At 63.3% G+C, this 20,726-nt stretch carries 19 protein-coding genes; 16 read left to right on the top strand and 3 right to left on the bottom strand.

What is annotated here, in order from left to right; genetic code table 11:
• Nucleotides 1–47: 47 nt before the first annotated feature.
• The 6 genes from N1F89_RS05935 to N1F89_RS05910 are packed head-to-tail and all read left to right on the top strand — an operon-like array spanning nt 48 to nt 5,056.
• Nucleotides 48–746 (top strand): SDR family oxidoreductase, encoded by a 699-nt coding sequence (locus tag N1F89_RS05935; protein ID WP_290082502.1) that lies wholly within the window; start codon nt 48–50, stop codon nt 744–746.
• Nucleotides 746–1,477 carry an SDR family oxidoreductase gene (locus N1F89_RS05930; RefSeq protein ID WP_290082500.1) on the top strand — a complete coding sequence of 244 codons (732 nt, stop codon included), beginning with the start codon at nt 746–748 and terminating at the stop codon, nt 1,475–1,477. The genes N1F89_RS05935 and N1F89_RS05930 overlap by 1 nt, the downstream gene beginning before the upstream one ends.
• Nucleotides 1,478–1,503: 26 nt before the next feature.
• Nucleotides 1,504–2,385 (top strand): polysaccharide deacetylase, encoded by an 882-nt coding sequence (locus N1F89_RS05925; protein ID WP_290082498.1) that lies wholly within the window; start codon nt 1,504–1,506, stop codon nt 2,383–2,385.
• Between the two features lie 18 nt (nt 2,386–2,403).
• The gene (locus N1F89_RS05920; RefSeq protein WP_290082497.1) at nt 2,404–3,426 is read left to right on the top strand and encodes an aromatic ring-hydroxylating dioxygenase subunit alpha; all 1,023 of its coding nucleotides are present in this window, start codon (nt 2,404–2,406) and stop codon (nt 3,424–3,426) included.
• 7 nt (nt 3,427–3,433) lie between these two features.
• A complete protein-coding gene (locus tag N1F89_RS05915) occupies nt 3,434–4,414 on the top strand; it encodes a PDR/VanB family oxidoreductase (protein ID WP_290082496.1) in 981 nt (326 codons plus the stop codon).
• A 27-nt stretch (nt 4,415–4,441) separates the two neighbouring features.
• Nucleotides 4,442–5,056, top strand: a complete 615-nt coding sequence (locus N1F89_RS05910; RefSeq protein WP_290082494.1) for an urea carboxylase-associated family protein — start codon at nt 4,442–4,444, stop codon at nt 5,054–5,056.
• A 255-nt stretch (nt 5,057–5,311) separates the two neighbouring features.
• Here the strand turns inward: N1F89_RS05910 and N1F89_RS05905 are convergent, their stop codons facing one another.
• Entirely contained in the window at nt 5,312–6,346 is a 1,035-nt protein-coding gene (locus tag N1F89_RS05905) for a hypothetical protein (protein ID WP_290082493.1), read from the bottom strand.
• A 74-nt stretch (nt 6,347–6,420) separates the two neighbouring features.
• A complete protein-coding gene (locus N1F89_RS05900) occupies nt 6,421–7,350 on the bottom strand; it encodes a LysR family transcriptional regulator (protein ID WP_290082491.1) in 930 nt (309 codons plus the stop codon).
• A gap of 133 nt (nt 7,351–7,483) precedes the next feature.
• Between N1F89_RS05900 and N1F89_RS05895 the strand changes: the two genes are divergently transcribed.
• Nucleotides 7,484–8,206 carry an isochorismatase family protein gene (locus tag N1F89_RS05895; RefSeq protein ID WP_290082490.1) on the top strand — a complete coding sequence of 241 codons (723 nt, stop codon included), beginning with the start codon at nt 7,484–7,486 and terminating at the stop codon, nt 8,204–8,206.
• A 12-nt stretch (nt 8,207–8,218) separates the two neighbouring features.
• On the opposite strand, the gene N1F89_RS05890 is transcribed toward N1F89_RS05895, so the two are convergent.
• A complete protein-coding gene (locus tag N1F89_RS05890; RefSeq protein WP_290082489.1) occupies nt 8,219–9,127 on the bottom strand; it encodes a LysR substrate-binding domain-containing protein in 909 nt (302 codons plus the stop codon).
• A gap of 297 nt (nt 9,128–9,424) precedes the next feature.
• On the opposite strand from N1F89_RS05890, the gene N1F89_RS05885 reads away from it, so the two are divergent.
• The 9 genes from N1F89_RS05885 to N1F89_RS05845 form a co-directional block, all read left to right on the top strand.
• Nucleotides 9,425–11,512 (top strand): hydantoinase/oxoprolinase family protein, encoded by a 2,088-nt coding sequence (locus N1F89_RS05885; RefSeq protein WP_290082624.1) that lies wholly within the window; start codon nt 9,425–9,427, stop codon nt 11,510–11,512.
• A gap of 10 nt (nt 11,513–11,522) precedes the next feature.
• Nucleotides 11,523–13,295, top strand: coding sequence for a hydantoinase B/oxoprolinase family protein (locus N1F89_RS05880; RefSeq protein WP_290082488.1), 1,773 nt, complete (start codon nt 11,523–11,525; stop codon nt 13,293–13,295).
• A gap of 165 nt (nt 13,296–13,460) precedes the next feature.
• Nucleotides 13,461–14,780 carry a PotD/PotF family extracellular solute-binding protein gene (locus N1F89_RS05875; RefSeq protein ID WP_354670308.1) on the top strand — a complete coding sequence of 440 codons (1,320 nt, stop codon included), beginning with the start codon at nt 13,461–13,463 and terminating at the stop codon, nt 14,778–14,780.
• 64 nt (nt 14,781–14,844) lie between these two features.
• Entirely contained in the window at nt 14,845–15,708 is an 864-nt protein-coding gene (locus N1F89_RS05870; RefSeq protein ID WP_290082487.1) for an ABC transporter permease, read from the top strand.
• 58 nt (nt 15,709–15,766) lie between these two features.
• Nucleotides 15,767–16,534, top strand: a complete 768-nt coding sequence (locus N1F89_RS05865; RefSeq protein WP_290082621.1) for an ABC transporter permease — start codon at nt 15,767–15,769, stop codon at nt 16,532–16,534.
• A gap of 39 nt (nt 16,535–16,573) precedes the next feature.
• On the top strand, nt 16,574–17,719 hold the full coding sequence (locus N1F89_RS05860; protein WP_290082486.1) for an ABC transporter ATP-binding protein: 1,146 nt from the start codon (nt 16,574–16,576) through the stop codon (nt 17,717–17,719).
• Between the two features lie 339 nt (nt 17,720–18,058).
• Nucleotides 18,059–19,453, top strand: coding sequence for an amidase family protein (locus N1F89_RS05855; protein WP_290082485.1), 1,395 nt, complete (start codon nt 18,059–18,061; stop codon nt 19,451–19,453).
• A gap of 29 nt (nt 19,454–19,482) precedes the next feature.
• Nucleotides 19,483–19,875 carry a carboxymuconolactone decarboxylase family protein gene (locus N1F89_RS05850; RefSeq protein WP_290082484.1) on the top strand — a complete coding sequence of 131 codons (393 nt, stop codon included), beginning with the start codon at nt 19,483–19,485 and terminating at the stop codon, nt 19,873–19,875.
• A partial coding sequence (locus N1F89_RS05845) for an NAD(P)-dependent oxidoreductase (protein ID WP_290082483.1) occupies nt 19,872–20,726 on the top strand: 855 nt, incomplete at its 3' end. The genes N1F89_RS05850 and N1F89_RS05845, both read left to right, overlap by 4 nt.

Here is a 20,726-nt window from a genome sequence, read left to right as displayed (position 1 = left end):
TGCGGTGCGTGTAGAGGTCGGGCGCCGTCGCCATAGGGAGCAGGCAAGTGGAACCCAACGGTTCGGCAATTGTGACCGGTGCGGGGAGTGGCATCGGACAATGCGTCGCCCACAGGATGCAGGCGGCAGGGTGGAGAGTCGCCAACTTTGATTTCCGCGACGAGAGCGGCTTCGACTACGGGCGCCGTCTCGACGTTTCGGATGAGGTTGCCGTGCGCTCCGCCGTTGCCGAGGCCGAATCGCGCCTAGGACCGGTCAGCGCCGTCGTGGCCTGCGCCGGCCACTATGAAGAGATGCCGCTGGAATCGATAACGCCGGAAACCTGGCGCCGCATGATCCGCACCCATGTCGGTGGGGTCTACAACATGATGCGGGCAACGCTTCCGGGGATGGCGGCGCGCGGGGCGGGCAGCTTCGTAACGATAGCGTCCGAGCGAGCCCTTGTCGCCGCCGGCGGGGACACCCACTACGCTAGTGCGAAGGCTGCCGCGCTGGCGCTGACGAGGACTGCCGCCCTTGAGGTCGCTGCCAGGGGCGTGCGGGTAAATGCCGTCGCGCCGGGGCCTACCGACACGCCGCTGCTTGCTGCCGACTCCTGGGAGCGACAGCCATCCTTCACCGAGACTCTGCCGGCGCGTCGCATCGCGCATCCGGAGGAGGTTGCGCTGGCGGTGGTGGCGCTCATCGAGGACGGCATGTTCCTTGATGGCGGTCTGATCTCGATCAACAGCGGGACGGTGATGTGATGCCGGCCGCTGAACGTCGAAACGCCGTGCTCGTAACGGGAGCGGGCACCGGCCCGGGCCGGGCGGTCGTCGCCGAGTTGCGTGCTCGTGGCATGTGTGTCGTCGGCGATGACCTCGGATCCGGCAAGGTTGGGCTGCATGCCCATCTGCAATGCGCCACCGAGATCGCTGCGATGATGGGCGAGATCAAGAGACGGCACGGCGGTCTCGACGCGGTTGTGGCTTGCCATGCCGAGCCGGAGCCGACCGGTCTTTTCGACGAGGATAGCCGGCCGTTCTGGCGGCAGATCGACGGGATGCTGACCTCCAGCTTCCTTGTCGTCCAGGGTGCTGCCGAGTTGCTAGCCGAATCCGGCCAGGGAAGGGTCGTCTTGCTGTCCTCCGGTTGGTCGACGGGTGCGAGAGACCTCGCGGGCCTGTCGGCAGCGTCGGCCGGTATCGATCTGCTTGTCCGCGGCCTTGCATGTGAGCTGGGCCCCAGAGGGATTGCCGTCAACGCGGTTGCGCCGGCATTTCTCGACGATCCGCAATGGCTGGCTTGCGATGCCGCGGCGCTCGGGCTGTCGCAGGAGGGATTGCGGAGCAGGGCTGCTGAAATCGTGCCTTCGGGTGCGCTGGGGTCGTGTGAGGCCATGGCGCGCCTCGTCGCGCTGCTGTGCCGGCCGGACCTCGGGGCGGCCATCGGTCAGACCATCCATTGCAGCGGCGGCTACTTTCGCCATCGCCTCTGAACCATCAAACCGACAAGGTGGCCATGATGACAAAACCGGTATTTCGTCCTGCCGAGCCAGTAGAATGGCCCGGCGGCAAGAAGGCGGCAGTTGCGTTTACCTTCGATGTTGATGCCGAAAGCCCTCTTCTCGTCACAAATCCGAAGCTGGCCGAGCGCATGGCCACGATTACGCATCAGGCATACGGGCCGATGGTTGGCGTGCCGCGAATTCTCGATTCGCTAAAGGCTGTCGGCATCACGAGTTCATTCTATGTCCCGGGCTACGTGGCGCAGCGCTATCCCGATCAGATTCGCCGCATCGTCGACGAAGGGCACGAGGTCGGGCACCACGGCTATCTGCATGAACCGCTCGCGGGCCTAAGCGAAGCGGAAGAGCGGGGTCACATGGAACGAGGACTCGACGCGCTGAACACCGTGCTTGGCGTCGCGCCAAAAGGCTATCGGGCGCCAATCTGGGAGATGAACTGGCACACGCCGAGACTCATAGAGGAGTACGGTTTCTTATACGACTCCAGCCTCATGGATTCTGATCATCCGTACGAGCTCGATTGCGGTGGCGGCAAATCTGTCGTCGAATTGCCGATAAACTGGATTCTGGACGACTGGCAGCAATACTGTTTCGTGCCTGATTTTTCAGGAACGGGATTAATAGAAACACCGCAAAAGACAATCGAATTGTTCCAGTCGGAGCTCGACGCTATGCGCGAAGCGGGCGGGCTGTGGGTATTGACCTGCCACCCGTTCCTTTCCGGCCGTCCCGGCCGTGCTGCCGCACTACAGGGACTCATGCGCTACGCGATCGAGTGCGGCGACGTGTGGATCGCTCCGATGCACGAGATCGCCAGCCATGTGCGCTCCCTTTCCCTGTCTCCAAGAGGGCTGTGCCAGCCCACTCCTGCCGTTTGAGAACAAGGAGTTGTTCCGATGAACGAACGCTACAGCCCCGACAACCTCTGGCGTGCGTATCGCCATTGCTGGTTTGTCGTCGCCAGAAGCTGTGACATCGATACGCCGAAGGCGGCGCGGCTGCTTGACCACGATCTTGTGGTGTTTCGCGACAAGAGCGGCAGGGCTCAGGTTACGGATCGGCGCTGCATCCACCGCGGCGCGGACCTGGCAGCAGGCACCGTGACTGATCACGGCATCCAGTGCCCCTATCACGGCTGGTCGTTCGATGGATCGAGCGGCATGTGCACGCATATCCCTTCTCTCGACCCGTCCAGCCCCATTCCGCCAAATGCCCGGATCGGCGGCTACCGGGTGGTGGAGCGCTACGAGCATGTATGGACATGCCTCGACGAACCGTTCTTCGACATTCCCTCTCCGCCGGAACTGGACGGTCTGGATCTGGAATGGCGACCGGCGGCGCCGATACCGGCCCGCTGCGGGTTCATGGCGGCGACTGAGAACTTCCGGGACATGGCCCACTTCCCCTTCGTTCACAAGGCAACGATGGGCAATGTCCCCTCCGCAATTCCGGCGCTGGACGTGAAGCGGGACGGGCGCCGCCTGTCGGTGTCCTTCCAGTACGACCAAGTCGAGCAGGCCCATTTTTCCAGCATCGGCAATGCGATGATGCACTATCACAGCTATGCGCCGGGCTTCGCTGCCATCCTTTACGACTACGGCGAGACCGGCAAGCGCTACCTGGTCGATTTCCCCACGCCGGTCAGCCGCACCGAATGCGTCATCCACTGGGGCGTGGCGATCGACAGCCAGTTCCAGGGCGGAACCATCGAGGACATCCTTAAACTGGAAACGGCGGTTTTCGATGAGGACACACCCATCCTCGAAGGCCTGACGCCGCCCGAGGTGCCTCTGTCCGGCGGCTGGCAAGAGGTTTCGTGCCCGGCGGACATCTACACGCTCAACTACCGCCGCGCGGTCAAGTTTGTCGTGGACACGATCCTCGACCGCCTGGAGCATGAAAGTGCGGCAGGCAGGTAGTGCCCTGATGCAGCCGCAACGCGCAACCCAGACCCGGGTGGTGCAGAACCAGCACGAACTGACCCTGATGGAAATCAGGCTGGAGGCGAAAGGGGTGGTTTCCCTCGCCTTTCGTCATCCGGAGGGTTCCCGGTTGCCGGAATGGCAACCGGGGGCCCACCTGGAGGTGGTTCTGCCTTCGGGCAGAGTGCGGCACTACTCGCTCTGCGGCGACCCGTCAGATCGCCATGTCTATCGCGTCGCGGTTCTGCGCGTGGATGGCGGCCGCGGTGGCTCGGCCGAGGTGCACGACGACCTGAAAGTGGGTCGGATCTACACCTTGCGGGGCCCACGGAACCATTTCGCGCTTATGCCGGCCGCAGCATATCTGTTCATAGCAGGCGGTATCGGCATAACGCCGATCCTGCCGATGATCGAGGCCATGCGCGGGGCGGAAAACTGGCGAGCGCTGTATTGCGGCAGGTCCCGCTCGGGCATGGCTTTTCTCGACCGGCTAGCCCGTCGACCGGAAGTCACGGTGCTATCCGATGACTCCGACGGGCGCCCCGACTTCGCTGCCGAAATCTCAAATGCGCCGCGCGGCACCGCAGTGTATTGCTGCGGTCCGGAAGGGATGCTGGATTTGGTTTCGGAAGCCTGTTCCGCGCGACCGGACATCACGTTGTGCACCGAACGCTTCGCCGCGAGCACCACGCCTTCAAGCGCCGGTGCGCCGAACGCCGCCGGCACAGAAGTTCATCTTGCCCGCTCCGGCATCACCGTAACGGTCGGCGCCGGCGAGTCCGTCCTTCAGGCTATACGCCGCGCCAAGCCAGACGTCGCCTGGTCCTGCGAGGCGGGCTTCTGCGGCACATGCGAGACGGCCATCATCGAAGGTGATGTCGAGCATCTGGACCAGCTCCACTCCGAAGCGGAGCGGGTGGCCAACAGGACGATGATGATCTGTGTGTCCCGTCCGCTTTCGTCGCGTTTGGTGCTGGACTTGTAGAGTTTCCGGAAGGAGGGGATCATATCAATGGGCAAGGTGGTCGTTCCCGCCCGCGAAGGTCGCGGCATCAGGGTCGGAAAGGGAGAGGTGCTGCGGATCACCACTCCCCGGGGATCGCAATGCGCGGATTTCTTTGCATTCAATGCGCAAAACACCCAGGAGTTTCTCTCCTGCCCCCATACATGGGTGACCAATTTCTCGATGGTGCCGCGCGAAGGCGACGTGTTCTTGTCGCAGTATCGTCGGCCGATGTTGAAGATGGCAAAGGACGGCGCAGCCGGTGCGCATGACATGCTGATCACCACCTGCGATCAGTTCCGCTACGAGTTTTTTGGGTTTGTCGGACCGCACGCCAACTGCTCGGACAATCTGGTAACCGCGATGAAGCGCTTCGGCCACGCCGTGCCGCATGTGCCGCAGGCGGTGAACTTTTTCGCCAAGTCCCATGTGGCAGAGGACGGCAAGCTGACCTCGCCACCCAACCCCGTCGCTCCGGGGGCTTATGTCGAAGTGGAAGCGCTGATCGATCTCATCTGCGTCGTCAGCGCCTGTCCCTTCGACCTCGAAGTCGATGGCTGGGAGGTGAGCGGCGGCCACCGGCACGAACTGAGCGAGATAGAAATGGAGATCGTGCGCGGCTGAAGCTCCGGCTCTTGCAGGCGGCCGCGCCCGTCCGGGGAGATGTGGAGGCTGGCGTCCGCTGTGCGCCAGCCCGTCTGCGCCACTCGACGGATGCAGAACCATCTGCCGGTGACCTTGCGAGGGCATCCTCATGAAGGACCCGTCGATGAAGCCCGTCAGCCGGTGGTTCTGGAGGGCCTCGCCGACAGGTCGTCGGCACGACCATGCGCGATTGCATCGGGCTCTCGTCGCAGCGGCGTCGTTCCGGCTTGCGGGTCAGGTCGAGATCATTTTCTTCTCGATGCCGACACCCTTTTCCATCGCGCGCTGATATTCGAGCGGCACCGTTGCTGAATCCTGCAAAGCGATCCCGGTGGAATCGAAGATGGTTATCTCGTCGTCGGACCTCCGCCCCGCCTTGCGTCCGGTGACCACCTCGCCGATTTCGCCCGCGATGTCGGTCTCGGTGATCAGCCCCTGCGAAAGCGGCACGTTGATTTCGCCATCGGTGCGGCACTGGCGGATGTCGTCGACGAATATCCGAGCTTTGGTCAGCAGCGTGCCCTCCAGTTCCTGATCGCCTGCCTTGTCGGCGCCCACCGCTGCGATGTGGGTGCCCGGCGCGATCCAGTCTGCCTTGATGATGGGCGCGCGTGCCGGCGTCAGCGTGACGATCACGTCCGCGCCGCGCACGACTTCTTCCGGATCAGTGGAGGTGCGGATGGTAAAGCCGTCATATTTGGGTTGCTGTTCGCGGACGAACGCGTCGAGCGTCGTCTGGCTGCGGCTCCACACCCGCACGTCCGACCAGTCGAACACCTCGTTGCAGGTGGCCAGCGCGCCTTCGGCCATATGTCCGGCGCCGACGATGGCCAGCGTTTTGGAATCCGGCCGCGCCATCCATTTGGCAGACACCGCGCCGGCCGAGCCGGTGCGCATCACCGTGTGGTATGAACCGTCGACGATGGCCAGCGGGAAGCCGGTTTCCGGCTCGGTGTAGATGAGGATCGAAAACACCGTCGGCAGATTGTAGCGCTCGCGGTTCTGCTCGCGGATCGACACCCACTTGCAGGCCGCCGCGTGCGGTTCCTCGATATAGGACGGCATCGCCTCCCACTCGCCGGGAAACCGGTCGAGAACGATATGGCTCTTGGGGTCCATGTAGAAGCGGCCTTCGCCATGCATGCGATAGGCCTGTTCCACGCATTGATTGTATTCGGCCGGGCTCAAAAGCCCGACCATTTCGCTGCGGCCCAAGATCAGCGTCTTGCGGTTGGCCCAATTTTCCATCTTCGCCTCCACGATCGTCACGATGTCACTCATGATCGCCGATGGGGCCGAAGCATCCGCGTCCGCTCCAATCAGGTCGCAAACTTGACGATGCGTCAATGGCCGCGGCGGTTGTTGTGCTCGGCGGGCGCGGGCCGGACGGTTTCCATGGCGCACTCCATGAAGCGGCGGACGCCGGCGGTGCGGTCGATACGTCGCCGCACGAGGACCGTTTCGATGTGAAATGCCGGATCGGCAATCGGTCGCGAGACGATGGTTGTGCCAGTGAGTCCGATCAATTGGCGTGGATAGACGGTGACGCCGAAACCGGCCGCGACGAGGCCCAGAAGTGCCATCGTGCTGGAGGCTTCCTGGTGCGGTGCGACCGGAACGCCGGCATACGCCAATTTCTTGCCGAGATGGCGCCGGTAGGCCTCCCAATCGGCCATGTCGCCCAAGAGCAGGTCCTCGCCTGCGAGGTCGTGCGGCTCGACGGTGTGCCTGGCCGACAGCGGGTGGCCGCGCGGCATGAACACGTGCAGCGGGTCGGAAGCCAGTTGTCGGCTTTCGAAGTCGCTATGTTCGAACGGCCCGATCATAAAGCCGAGATCGATTTCCCCCTCGGCCAGCGCGCGCTTCTGTTCCTCGGTGGGCAGATAGCGCAGGCCGATCTCCACGGCGGGGTTGGCGGCGCGGAAGCGCTTGACCGCGCGAGGCATCAGCTCAATGGCCGCAAACGCCATATACGCGACGCGCAACAGTCCGGTCTTGCCCTGCGCCACGCGCCGCGCGGTCGCCACCGCCTGGTCGTACGCCGCCAGCAACGGGGCGCCGGATTCGTAAAAGCTTCGGCCTGCGGGCGTCAGCACCACCTCGCGCGTGGTCCGCTCGAAGAGCTGGAAACCGAGCTGGCGCTCCAGCTTGGCGATCCGTCGACTCAGAGCCGAGTGATCAATTCCCAACCGTTCGGCCGTCCGCCGAAAGCTCAGTTCCTCTGCGGCGATCAGAAAGGAATGCGCGAGATCGAGGCCGGGATGCTGCTCCATCATTCCTGCCCGTGCGGGTATTGATGCACAATGCGCACCAATAAGGGCACTATTGTCAATTCCGCATGCGCAGGCGCGCTGCGATACTCTGCCGACCGGTTCCCGGTCCGCAACTGGCCAACGGAGCAGCAGGATGGAGCAGCTAGACGACGGAGAACTCGAAAGAATGCTGCGCGCGGCTTTCGAGGCATCGACGCGCATCTATCAGGAGCGCGGCTTTCAGCGGCGCATTGGCTTCGGACGACGCCCAGCCCTTGTCAGCGTCGACCTCGCCAACGCCTGGACCCGGCCCGGCAACCCCTTTACCTGCGATCAGCAAGCGATGAACGGCGAAATCATTCCAGGCATGCAAGCGCTGTTGAGCGCCTGTCGCGCGAAGGGCCATCCGGTCATCCATGTGACCACGGCCTACGAAATCACCGATCGTGATGCTCCCTTCACGGACATGGGGCTGTGGCACCACAAGATCCCGATCGAGGCCGTCTCCCTGACCGATACGGAGTTGTGGGCAATCGATTCACGCATTGCGCCGGCGGATGGCGAGCACACCCTGCTCAAGAAACGCGCCAGCGCCTTCCATGGCACGCCGCTCGCCGGGATTTTGCGCGCGGCCGACGTCGACACCATACTGGTCACGGGTGTCACGGCAACGGCCTGTGTGCGCACCACGATCTGCGACGGGCTGGCTGAGGGCTTTCGCACGATCGCCGTGCGTGACTGTATTGGCGACAGGGTGCCGGGTGCCGTCGCTTGGAACCTCTACGACATCGACGCCAAGTTCGCCGACGTTCATTCGGTCGCCGAATGCGTAGCCTATCTGGAAACGGTCGATGGCTCAGGCTCGGCCGCTGCGTGAGCCACGGCGTGCTCACACGATACTGCGGTAATCCGCGCCGACGCGCTGACTGGTCTCCACGAAACGCCTCATGGCCGCCGTGAGGTTGGAGCGCCGCCAGGCGAGGTGGGTTTCTACCTCGGTCGGCGTATCGGTGGCGATCGGGCGCACCGCCAGCACTTGCGGGCCGCAGAAGCTCGGCATGCCGCAAAACACGGTGATGCCGACACCGGCGGTGACCAGGCCGAGAATGCCGGTAAGGCTGGAGGCTTCCTGGCCAACCGTCAGCACCTGGCCGTGATTCTGGAACATGTCGATGACGATGCGCCGAAAGGTCGGCCACTCGGCGTTGGTGCCCAAGATCAGCGCCTCGCGGGCGAGGTCCGCCACCGTCAAGGCCTCCTTGGCCGTGAGGGGATGGTCGGGCGGCAGAAGTGCGACCAGCGAGTGGCGGGCCACTGCGCGCGACTCGATCTCCGAGCTCAGGAACGAACCCTCGATGAAGCCCAGGTCGATTTCGTCCTGCAGGATCCGGTCTCGCTGAACCGGCGAAGTCAGATATGTGAGCTCGAGCCGGACTTCAGGATTCTCGAGCCGGAACTCCCGGGCGATTTTCGGTACCAGTGAGTGGCCGGTGATCGTCGTGTAGCCGATGCGCAAGATCGCCTTGGTGCCGGAAGCAAGCAGTCGCACCGTGCTTTCCGCGACGTCGAGCCGGTCCAGTACGTCCTGGGCTTCCTCCAGCAGATAACGTCCGGTTTCCGTCAGCAGAACCTTGCGGGTGGTGCGCTCCAGTAGCCGGACACCGAGCCTGTCTTCCAGTTCCTGAACCAGCCGGCTGACCGCCGGTTGCGCTATGCCCAGACGTTCCGCGGCACGATGAAAATTCAGCTCTTCGGCCACGGCAACAAAGGTGGACAGATGCTTCAGGTCGTAATGCACTTTGATATCGTTATCGTATCAATCGTTTCGAAATCATTATTTAACATGCAGATTTTCAATGTCTACTATCCAATCAATCAAGAGAAAACGGTCACTTGGCCGACTGCGTTGAACGAGTCAATGGGAGTGTTGTTCTCACATGCCACGGGTTCGTGCCGCGGCGGGTGTCGCGAAAATCGCAGTGCTCTGCCGTCGAGGCGACGACAGCCGCTCCGCGCCCCCCGGTCTTCTGTGGGTAACGCCGCGCTTCGCTGAGCGCGCAGTCGGCAGCCTCTTCGGCGCTCGGCGGTGGCAGTCATGATCCGCGTTGGGGTCGACGTAGGCGGCACATTTACCGACATTATCCTGGAGCGCACAGACGCCGGCGGTGAGCGGTCTGTCGTGGTCACCAAGGTTGCGAGCACGCCGCACGATCAGTCAGAGGGCGTCGTGCAGGGAATTCTCAACGTCTGTGAGATGGCCGGCGTCGAGCCGGGCGCCATCGATGCGGTCTTCCATGGCACGACGGTCGCCACCAACCTCGTCATTGAGCGCGGCGGCGCCAGGGTTGGCATGATCACCACCCGCGGTTTTCGCGATGTCATGCATATGGGCCGCCACAAACGCCCGCACAATTTCTCGCTCCAGTTCGATGTGCCGTGGCAGTCCAAGCCGCTCGTCAGGCGGCGCGATCGTCTCGTTGTGACCGAGCGAATCCTCCCGCCCGACGGCCGCATCGAGGTGCCGCTTGCCGAGGACGAGGTTAGGCAGGCGGCGGAGCTCTTTGCCAAGCGCGGCATGGATGCCGTCATTATCGGATTCCTGTTCTCCTTCCTCAACAACGAGCACGAGCAACGAGCCAAGGAGATCGTCAAGTCCGTCTTGCCGGACACCTATGTGTGCTGCTCCTCGGAGGTGGTCAACACGATCCGCGAATACGAGCGCTTCTCGTCGACCGCGATGAATGCCTATATCGGGCCGAAGACGTCGGCCTATCTGGGCAAGCTGGAAGGGCGTTTGCGGGCCGTGGGCGTCGGCGGCATCATTCGCATCATGCAATCCAACGGCGGCATCACCACGGTCGAGAAATCGAGCGAACTGCCGATCGGGCTCTTGATGTCGGGGCCGGCCGGCGGTGTCATCGGCGGGCGCTGGACCGGCGACAATTGCGGCAAGTCCAACATCATCACCATCGATATCGGCGGTACGTCGGCCGATATCGGCGTCATTCAGGATGGCGACCTGCGGATCAAGAATCCGCGCGACACCGAAGTGGGACTGCTGCCGGTGCTGGTGTCGATGATCGATATCGACGCAATCGGCGCAGGCGGCGGTTCGATCGCCTATCTCGACCCGGGCGGGGCGTTCCGTGTCGGACCGCGCTCGGCCGGAGCGGTGCCGGGTCCGGCCTGCTACGGCAACGGCGGTACCGAGCCGACGGTCACCGACGCGCAGGTCGTGCTGGGGCGACTCGATCCTGAACAGTTTCTCGGCGGCGACATCAAGATCGATGCGTCACTGTCGGAAACCGCGATCCGCGATCACATCGCAGAGCCGCTCGGTCTGTCGCTCGACGCTGCCGCGCTCGGCATCTTGAAGATCGTCAACAACAACATGGCTCTCGCCATCAACGCCAATTCGATGGCAAAGGGCGTCGACCCGCGCGATTTCACCCTGATGGGGTTCGGTGGTGCCGGTCCGCTACATGCCGTCTCGCTCGCCGAGGCGATCCACGCCAGGGACGTCATCTCCCCGGTTCAGCCGGGCATAACGGCAGCAACCGGGCTGTTGGTCACCGATCTGCAGTATGAATACACCCATCCGCTGCTGATGGTGCTCGACAACGCCAGCGATGCCGATTTCAAGACCGTCAACGACGCCCTTGATGGCCTGACGGAGCAGGCGCACCAGCAACTCGATGCCGACGGCATCCCGCGCGAGGCGCGGCGCTTCCAGCGCATTGCCGAATGCCGCTACCTGGGTCAGGGCTTCGAACTGCGCGCCGCCATGCCGGACGGCAAGGTTGACGCCGGCAATGCGAAGCTGATCATCGACAGCTTCTACGAGGAGCACAAGAAGATCTACGGACACGCCTTTCGCGATCAGGCCTGCGAGCTGATCACGTTGCGGTTGGTGGCGACCATCGCGGTCGAGACGCTGTCGCTGCCGGAACTCGCCAATGGCAGCCGCGAGAACCCCGATGAAGCGCGCCTCTACAGCCGGCGCACTGTCTTCGACGACGGCCAGGCGCACGACACGCCGCGCTACCAGCGCGAAAAACTGCTTGCGGACGATCGCATCTCCGGTCCGGCGGTCGTGATCCAGCACAATTCCACCACCATCGTGCCACCGGGCTACGTCGCTCAGGTCATGCGCTTCGGCGACATGCTGATCCGTCGGAACTGAGGAGGCAGCAATGGCGCAAGAAGTCGATCCGATCACCCTCCAGGTCATTGGCGGCGCTTTGCACTCGATCGCGGAGCAGATGGGCACGGTTCTTTACCGAATGAGCTATTCGTCGATCATTCGCGAAAGCCAGGATCTGGGCGCCGGACTGTTCGATCGTGACTACAACACGCTGTGCGAGTCCGATTCCACGCCTATGCACATCGGCTCGTTGCCCGGCTATCTGCGCGGCATCGAGAAGTCGGTCCCGCTCGACGCGTGGCAGCCCGGCGACGTTGTCATTCACAATCATCCGTATTTCGGCGCCAGCCATTCGCCGGACATCGCCATCGTGATGCCGGTGTTCTTCGAGGATGAATTGGTCGGCTTCTCTGCCAACACCGCCCATCACATCGACATCGGCGCCGCCACGCCCGGCCTGATCATGGACATTCCCGATGTCTATGCCGAAGGCATGCTGCTCAACGGCATCAAGCTGTTCGAGGCCGGCAAGCGCAACGACACGATGTGGAAATATATCCGCGACAACACCCGCGTGCCGAGCCAGGTGATGAACGATCTGGAGGCCCAGATCGCCTCGGCCGAGCTTGGCGTGGTGCGGTTCCAGCAATTGATGGAGAAGTACGGCAAGGCTACCGTGCTGCGCGCGACGCGCCAATTGATGGACTACACCGAGAATATGCTGCGGCGCGAGATCGCCAAGATTCCTGACGGCGAGTATGTCGCAGAAGGCTTTCTGGACGACGACGGCCGCAATCGCGGCGTCACCTTGCCGCTCAAAGTGACCGTGCGGGTCTCCGGCGACGCCGTCGAAGTCGACCTTACCGGCTCCTCGGCCCAGGTGCCGACCGCCTACAACGTCCCGTTCGAGGGTTCCACCAAGGTCGCCTGCTTCTTCGCCTTCCGCGCCCTGCTGCTCGATACCTACACTCATTCCGAATATATTCCTCAGAATGAAGGGTCGTTCCGTCCGGTTAAGGTGACGGCACCGCCGGGCTCGATCTTCAACCCGACGGCGCCGGCCGCGGCCGAAGCGCGCTTTGCCCAGATCCAGCGCATCGTCGACCTGATTATCAAGGCGCTGGCGCCGGTGCTGCCCGACAAGTGCACCGCAGGCAATGCGGCGGTTCTGTCCTTCGCCGCTTATTCCGGTGTGCGCGAGAACGGCGACTACTGGGTCTTCCTCGAAGTCAACGAGGCGGCGATGGGCGGTCGTCCGCAGTCGGATGGACCGGATACGATCGAGGAACTGATGCGCAACACGCGCAACAACCCGCTCGAGGATCTCGGCATGCATCTGCCGCTGATCTGCGACCGCTACGAGGTCCGTGACGACGCACCCCCGGGCGCTGGAAAGTTCCGCGGCGGCGCGGGCGTGGTCAAGTCGCAGCGTTTCCTCAGCCCTGGCTACATGACGCACGAGGCAGACCGCCACGAGGATGTGCCCTGGGGCGTCTTCGGCGGCAAGCCGGGCGCCGGCGGCAAGGTCGAGATCCGCAACATCCATACCGGGGAGGTCAGCCTGGAGCCGGCAAAGTTCTCCGGAAAGCTGACCCGCACCGGCGACGTGGTATCCTATTTTTCGCCCTGCGGGGGTGGCTATGGAGACCCGCTCGAGCGCGACCCGAACAAGGTTCTCGACGACGTTCTGGACGGCTTCATCACGCGCGAGCACGCGCGCGACGACTACGGCGTGGTGCTGGAAGAGATTGACGATGGCTATGGATGGAAGCTGGACTTGAACGGAACCCGTGAGCTGCGGGCACGAATGGGCGCGCAATGACGGGTTTTGGCTACGGTGTGATACGTTTGTGAAAGGAGCGGAAAAAGACATCGCAACGCATGGGGCGATGAAGGACTGCGCAGGCAGAGACGTCGGCGGCGAAGCAACAAGAGCAAGACAAATGCCGAACTTCGCCCGCCAGGCGCCATGGGAATGGCGCGGAGTATGTTTCATACTGACGAATGGGAGCAGGAAATGAAGAAATCAGCGAAAGCGATCGGTACGGGCCGCGTGTCGCGGCGCTCGATTTTGAAGGGTGGTGCCGCTGTTGCCGGCACGACGCTGGTCACTGGCTTTCCGACGGTTTGGGCGCAGAACCTCAAGGATGTCACGCTCAACCATACCGGCATGTCCTATTCGACCCTGCCGGACATTGCCCGCCAGGCAAGCGAGGATCTCGGATTCAAGGTCGAGATGTCGGTCGTCGACCATCCCGGCCTGATCAACCGCATGATCAACGATCCCAATTCGATCGACGTGGCGGACATGGAGATCTGGCAGTCCAAGATCGCCGTCCCGCAGGGCGTGATCCAAGGCGTGGAGATCGCCAAGGTCAGGAACTGGGATCAGCTCACCCCGCTGTACACGGCCGGCACGTTCAACGGCAAGGAAGTGTCGCGCGAAGGCGACGCGCCGATCGAGTATATCTATCTCGATGCGGTCGACGCCCGGGGCTTTGCCAGCGGACAGACCGAATTCGCCACGTTCGTGCCGGGTGTCTACAACGCCGATACGCTCGGCATTCGCCCCGACCTGGTGGGGCGGGAAATTACCTCCTGGGCCGATCTGATCTCGCCGGATTTCAAGGGCAAGGCGGCGATCCAGAACATCCCGACCAACGGCATCATGGACGCCATGATGGCGCTGGAGAGCGCGGGCGAGTTGACCTACGGTGACAAGGGCAATCCGACCCAGGACGAGATCCAGAAGACGATCGCCCGGCTGATCGAACTGAAGCGCGACGGCCATTGGCGCGCCTTGTGGAACACGTTCGACGAGTCGGTCAACCTGATGGCCGGCGGCGAGGTGGTGATCCAGTCGATGTGGTCGCCAGCCGTCACCGCCGTCCAGACCCAGAACGTGCCTTGCGTCTACCAGCCGCTCAAGGAAGGCTATCGCGGTTGGGGCAACGGTCTGGCGATGATGTCCCACCTCGATGGGCTCAAACGCGATGCCGCCTATGAGTACATGACCTGGTACAATTCCGGCTGGGTCGGCGGCTTCATCGCCAAACAGGGCTATTACAGCGCCAATCCGGAAACCGCGAAGGCAGCGCTCAGCGAGAACGAGCGCGGCTTCTTCTACGAGGGCAAGGCAGCGACGGACGATATCACGAGTCCGACCGGCCAGAAGACGAACTCGGCCGGCGACGTGCGCGATGGCGGCTCCTACGAGGACCGCTTCTCAAGCGTTGCCGTGTGGAACAACCTCATGGACGAGGCCGAGTTCCTCTACTCCAAGTGGAACGAGTTCAGCGCCGCCTGACGGCTGACAGAAAGCGGACGGCGGTTCGGGCCGCCGTCCGCCCCACATCCGGATACCCCGCACGATGAACAGCAGATCCTCGGCCCTTCCCTATATCCAAGTGTCGCCATTGGCACTGGTCCTGATCCTGTTTTTTTCGATACCGGTCGCGCTGGTTCTCCTGGTCAGCTTTTTTCGCTACCAGATGCTCGTCGGCATAGTCCCCGACTTCACCTTCAAGAACTACGCAGACATTCTGACCAATCGAACAAACTGGATGTTATACTGGTCGACGATCAAGTTTGCCCTGATCGTGCTGGCGATCACGGGCTTCATCGGCTTCTGGATCTCCTATTTCCTGGTCTTCCATGTCCGCAATCTGGTCACCGCGATCGCGCTGTTCTTGGTGTGCACGGTGCCGTTCTGGACCTCCAACATCATCCGCATGATCTCGTGGCGTCCGGTGCTCGGCCGCGAGGGCGTGATCAATCAGGCTCTCGTCGGCAGCGGTCTGACAGACCAGCCGGTCGAATGGCTGCTTTATTCCGACTTCGCGGTCGTGATCGCCTATGTCCACCTGTTCACGCTGTTCATGATCGTGCCGATCTTCAATTCGATGGCGCGCATCGACAAGTCGCTGCTCGAGGCGGCGGTGGATGCCGGTGCCAGCCGCTGGGGCGTGATATGGAACGTGGTGCTGCCATTGTCGAAGACCGGGATCGCCCTTGGAACGCTGTTCGTCGTGACGCTGGTGATGGGGGATTTCTCGGTCGTCACCGTCATGAGCGGCGGCTTGTCCGGTTCGGCGGCGTCCGCCATCTTCAACGACCTGCAGTTTCTGAATTATCCGCGGGCCGCCGCCAACGCGGTCATCCTCTTGATCGTCGTTCTTTTGATCGCCTCCGCCATCTTCCGTCTCGTCGATGTGCGCAAGGAACTCGTCAGGTAGCGCCATGCCGTCCTCCCAAGACCGCAGACCTTGGACCTTTTACGTTCTGTCCTTGCTGATGCTGTTGTTCGTCCTGTTCCTGTACGGACCGATGATTTCGGTGCTGGTCTTGTCCTTTCAGGGCCCGTCGGCATCGCTCAACTTTCCGCTGCGCGATCCCTCGCTGATCTGGTTCGACGAATTGTTCAACCCGACGCGCGTCGGCGACGTGCCCGGCGCCTTCTCGCGATCCCTGCCGCTGGCCCTCGTGGTCATGGTATTGACCGTGCTGATCTCGGTGACGGCCGGTTTTGGCTTCCGCCATCGCTTCCGCGGCTCGGGTCCGCTGTTCTACATGGCGATCGCCAGCCTGATCATTCCCGGCCTGGTGCTATCGATCGGCATTCTGGTGACCGCCCAGTTCCTCGGCCTGTCGGCGAGCTGGTACGGCACGGCGCTGGGGGCCCATCTGACATGGACGCTGCCTTTTGGCCTGCTGATCATGTTCGCAATTCTTGGGCGGCTGAGCCCATCCTACGAGGAAGCCGCGTTCGATCTCGGTGCCAGCCGCTGGCAGTCGATCAAGGACGTAGTCGTGCCAATTGTGTTTCCGGGAATGATCGCCGTCGCGCTGTTCGGCTTCACGCTGTCTTACGACGAGTTTCCGCGCAGTTGGTTGACCGTCGGCACCAGGAACACCCTGCCGCTGGAGATCTGGACGATGACCACCAACGTCACCTCGCCGGCGCTTTACGCCCTGGGCACGGTAACGACGGTGATCTCGTTTTTCGTGATCGCCGTGGCCCTGGGCTCGATCATCCTCATCCAACGCAGACGGTCGAAGTAGATGAATTTCACACCAGTTACTGCCCCGTCCGGCGCCTCAGTGACCGACACGTCGAACTCCGGCGAAATCCGCTTGGTCGATCTGACCAAGAAGTTCGGCGACACCCATGCGGTCAAGGACATCAACCTGACCATCCCGCACGGGTCCTATTGCTGCCTTCTCGGTCCGTCGGGCTGCGGCAAGACCACGATCCTGCGCATGATTGCCGGGCATGAGGCTCCGACATCGGGCGAGATCACAATCGGCGGCACTTCGGTGCTCGGCCTGCCGCCTGTGCAGCGCGGTACGGCGATGATGTTTCAGAGCTACGCGCTGTTTCCGCATCTGAGCATTCGCGACAACGTCGCCTTCTATTTGAAGATGCGCGGCGTGGGCAGGGACGAGCGCCGCAAGCGCGCCGACGAAATGCTCGAGCGTGTCCAGCTCGCGCATCTGCGCGACCGCATGCCGGCGCAGCTATCGGGAGGCCAACAGCAACGCGTTGCCCTCGCGCGTTCGCTGATCACCAATCCGCGCGTTCTGCTGCTCGATGAGCCGCTTTCGGCGCTCGACGAGTTCTTGCGCCTGCAGATGCGGGTGGAGCTCAAGACGCTCCAGGCCGAACTCGGCATCACATTCGTGCACGTGACCCACACCCAGCCGGAGGCGATCGCGCTGGCCGATATGGTGGTGGTGATGGATACGGGCCGCATCGACCAGGCTGCCAGGGCGCGGGATATCTACAACAGCCCCGCCACGCCCTATGTGGCCCGTTTCATGGGAGCTCAGAACGTGCTCACCGGAAAGGTGGAGAGCATCGAGGGCGGCATCGCCAAACTGAAGAGCGCGCGCGGCGAAACGTTCGAGCTCGCCCCGCAGAAAGCGGCGCCGGCGGTCGGCGATGACCTGTCCTTTTCCGTGCGGCGCGACTACATCACGATCCACAAACGCGCCGACGCCGAAACCCAGACGGCGACCAATTCGGTCCTCGGCACCGTGGATTCCATCGAATATCAGGGCAATTTCGTGAAGGTGAGCCTGCAGGTGCCGGGTTTGGACACCTTCGTCGCCAACGTGCCCGATCATGACTACTTCATCGAGCCGATCGGACCCGGCGATGCCGTCACGGCGAGTTGGGACAAGAAGCACGCGCATGTGCTCGATCGGGTCGACACCGGTGCGTCGGAACCTTACGCGGCCCATTAGTGGGAAGCGTGGACAACGGAAACGCGAACACGACGAAAACGAAAGGTTTTGAACCGTCTGAGACGCTGAACCCATCCACATAGCCGCTTGTCGGTGTCGTTCAACATGCTGTGGCGCGCTGTTCAGCGCGCCGCAAGGATTGGCTTTGTTCGAAAAATCGGGTGCTTCGTCGCCGCGAAAGGACAGAAGCCCGGCTCGTCAGGCGCAGAATGCAGCGGCCGCAGCAGGCGGGAAACCGCGCGACGGGTGTACCGTGGGCGGACGGCAACATTTTCAACCTACCCCACCGCGAACGGCTTGAGAAGCCCGGGCGGGCGACGATCGCGAAGGAGCAGAAGAGTGGAAGATATCGACGCGATTGTCCGTCGGACGGCCGGCGAGATCGCCCTGGCCTATCGCAACGGCGAGACCGATCCGGTGGACGTGACCGAGTATTTCCTGGAGCGCATCGATGACGCGAAGGAGGATCGCATCTTCATCGCGGTCATGCACGATCGGGCGCGCCAGGAGGCCCGGGCAGCCGCAGAGCGCTTTCGCAAAGGCCGACCGCTGTCGTCGCTGGACGGCGTTCCGATCGCCTGGAAGGATCTGTTCGATACGGCTGGCGCCGCAACGACAGCCGGCTCGGCGCTGTATCGCGACGCCCCGCCCAAACGGCAGGACGCCTTCTGCGTGGCCAACGCAGCGGCGGCGGGCATGGTGACGCTCGGCAAGCTCAACCTGACCGAGTTCGCCTATTCCGGCCTGGGCCTCAATCCCCACTACGGCACCCCCGTCAATCCCAACGATCGCCGGGTTGCCCGCTCACCGGGAGGGTCGTCTTCGGGCTCGGGCGCGGCGGTTGCGGCCGGGCTGGCGCCGTGTTCGGTCGGGACCGATACGGGAGGTTCGGTGCGCATCCCCGCTTCGCTCAATGGGGTCGTCGGACTGAAATCCAGCGAGGGGCGGATCGACAAGAACGGCATGGTGCCGCTGTCCCGTACGCTCGACACGATCGGACCGCTCGGGCGCAGCGTGGCCGACTGCGTCATGCTCGACATGGTGTTGCGGGGTGCGCCGGCCACCGAGGCCCGGCGCGCCGATCTGTCTGAGTGCCGTTTCGTCGCCGCGACGAACATCGTGCTGGATGAGGCTGAGCAGGCGGTGTTGGACAATTACGATGCCGCACTTGAGCGGCTGGAGAAGGCAGGCGCCCAGGTCGAGAGGCGTCCCGTTGAGGCGTTGGAGATGGCCAGCCACATGACGGCCAGACATGGCTCGCTGGTGGCGGCCGAGGCCTACCACGAATACCACGAGCTGGTGGATGGACCGGACGGCGGCAAGATCGATCGCCGCGTGACCCACCGCATCCTGCAGGGCAAGGCGATGTCCGCTCACGACCTGCAGTCGATCCAGGCAGAGCGCGCCGCGGCGATCGCACGGCTCGAGCAGGAACTGGCGGATGCCTTCTTGCTGATGCCGACGACGGCGACCACGGCACCGGAGGTTGCACCGCTGGAGGCCGACGACGAGCTCTTTCACCGGGTCAATCTGCGCACGCTGCGCAATACGATGCTCGGCAACATGCTGCGTCTGTGCGGCTTGGCGTTGCCGACCGGGCGCGACGGCAGCGGGTTGCCGACCAGCATTCTGATATCAGGGCTTTATGGTCAGGACGTGCGTCTGATGAGCGCCGGCCTCGAGATCGAGCGCCTGCTGGGCGATCTGTTCGAGCCGACCTGGGTGCGTGCGTAACCGCGACGAGGGCGACAAGGACAGAGCCAATGAGCGGACAGAAACCGAGATCTGAAAAATTCGAGCGTGGGCTCAAGACCAGACGAGCGGTGCTCGGCGCGGATTATGTGGACACGTCCCTGGAGCAGGCGGACGAGTTCAACTGGGCCATGCAGCAGCTCACCACCGAATGGTGCTGGGACGAGATCTGGAACCGCCCCGGTCTCGAGCGGCGCGACCGCAGCATCCTCAATTTGGGCATGACGGCGGCCCTCAACCGCCCGCAGGAGTTCAAGCTGCATCTGCGCGGCGCGCTCAACAACGGCCTCACCAAAGATGAGCTCAAGGAGATCTTTCTGCAGATCGGTGTCTATTGCGGCGTGCCGGCCGCGCTCGATTGTTTTCGCATAGCCAAGGATGTGTTCAAGGAGATGGACGTGTGACGGCGACAGCTCCGGGCGGCGCGTGCTCCGTCGCCTTCATCGGACTCGGCATGATGGGCCGGCCGATGGCCGAGCGGTTGCGTGCGGCCGGCTTCGATCTTCGTGGCGTCGATACGGACCTGCAATCGCGCCAGGCGCTCGCCGCCTCGGGCGTTCGCGTGTTCGAGAACGCACGAGCGGCGGTCGCAGGTTGCGACATCGTCGTGACGATGCTGCCGGACGGGACGGTGGTGCGCGAAGTGGTCTTGGGCGAGGGCGGCGTGGCGGCGTGCTTGAAGCCGGGGGCTCTGGTTGTCGACATGAGCTCGTCGGCGCCGATGAGCACGCGCAAGCTCGGGGCGCTCCTCCTGGACAGAGGGCTTGCTCTCGTGGACGCGCCGGTGTCGGGCGGGGTGGCTCGGGCACGCGACGGCTCGCTGTGCATCATGGCTGGCGGGCGCGATGTCGATGTCGCTCGGGCCCGGCCGCTGCTCGATGCCATGGGCACGACGGTCATCCACGCCGGTCCGCTTGGCTGCGGTCACGCTGCCAAGGCGCTCAACAACTACGTCTCGGCGGCCGGTCTGGCAGCCGCCTGCGAGGCGATGCTGATCGGCGAGGCATTCGGCGTCGATCCTGCCACGCTGGTCGACATTCTCAACGCCTCGACCGGTCGCAACAATGCCACCGAAGTGAAACTGAAACCGCACATCCTGTCGGGAAGCTTCGCCTCGGGTTTCGCCATGACCCTCATGGCCAAGGACCTTCACACGGCCAGCGATCTGGCAAAGGAGTTGGGCATGACCGCATGCGGGGCCGAGTGTGCGGCTGCCCTGTGGTCGGCTGCCCTGGCCGATCTCGGCCAGGGCGCC

The organism is Aquibium sp. A9E412 (assembly GCF_030398335.1).
Taxonomy (GTDB): domain Bacteria; phylum Pseudomonadota; class Alphaproteobacteria; order Rhizobiales; family Rhizobiaceae; genus A9E412.
The sequence above is the reverse complement of the archived record's forward strand: the minus strand, read 5'-3'. Positions and strand labels throughout refer to the sequence as shown.

Excerpts from the sequence above, each read along its gene's own strand:
- N1F89_RS05930 (WP_290082500.1), top strand. The coding sequence starts at position 746 with ATGCCGGCCGCTGAACGTCGAAACGCCGTGCTCGTAACGGGAGCGGGC.
- N1F89_RS05925 (WP_290082498.1), top strand. The coding sequence starts at position 1,504 with ATGACAAAACCGGTATTTCGTCCTGCCGAGCCAGTAGAATGGCCCGGC.
- N1F89_RS05920 (WP_290082497.1), top strand. The coding sequence starts at position 2,404 with ATGAACGAACGCTACAGCCCCGACAACCTCTGGCGTGCGTATCGCCAT.
- N1F89_RS05915 (WP_290082496.1), top strand. The coding sequence starts at position 3,434 with ATGCAGCCGCAACGCGCAACCCAGACCCGGGTGGTGCAGAACCAGCAC.
- N1F89_RS05910 (WP_290082494.1), top strand. The coding sequence starts at position 4,442 with ATGGGCAAGGTGGTCGTTCCCGCCCGCGAAGGTCGCGGCATCAGGGTC.
- N1F89_RS05900 (WP_290082491.1), bottom strand. The coding sequence starts at position 7,350 with ATGGAGCAGCATCCCGGCCTCGATCTCGCGCATTCCTTTCTGATCGCC.
- N1F89_RS05895 (WP_290082490.1), top strand. The coding sequence starts at position 7,484 with ATGGAGCAGCTAGACGACGGAGAACTCGAAAGAATGCTGCGCGCGGCT.
- N1F89_RS05885 (WP_290082624.1), top strand. The coding sequence starts at position 9,425 with ATGATCCGCGTTGGGGTCGACGTAGGCGGCACATTTACCGACATTATC.
- N1F89_RS05880 (WP_290082488.1), top strand. The coding sequence starts at position 11,523 with ATGGCGCAAGAAGTCGATCCGATCACCCTCCAGGTCATTGGCGGCGCT.
- N1F89_RS05875 (WP_354670308.1), top strand. The coding sequence starts at position 13,461 with ATGTTTCATACTGACGAATGGGAGCAGGAAATGAAGAAATCAGCGAAA.
- N1F89_RS05870 (WP_290082487.1), top strand. The coding sequence starts at position 14,845 with ATGAACAGCAGATCCTCGGCCCTTCCCTATATCCAAGTGTCGCCATTG.
- N1F89_RS05865 (WP_290082621.1), top strand. The coding sequence starts at position 15,767 with ATGCTGTTGTTCGTCCTGTTCCTGTACGGACCGATGATTTCGGTGCTG.
- N1F89_RS05850 (WP_290082484.1), top strand. The coding sequence starts at position 19,483 with ATGAGCGGACAGAAACCGAGATCTGAAAAATTCGAGCGTGGGCTCAAG.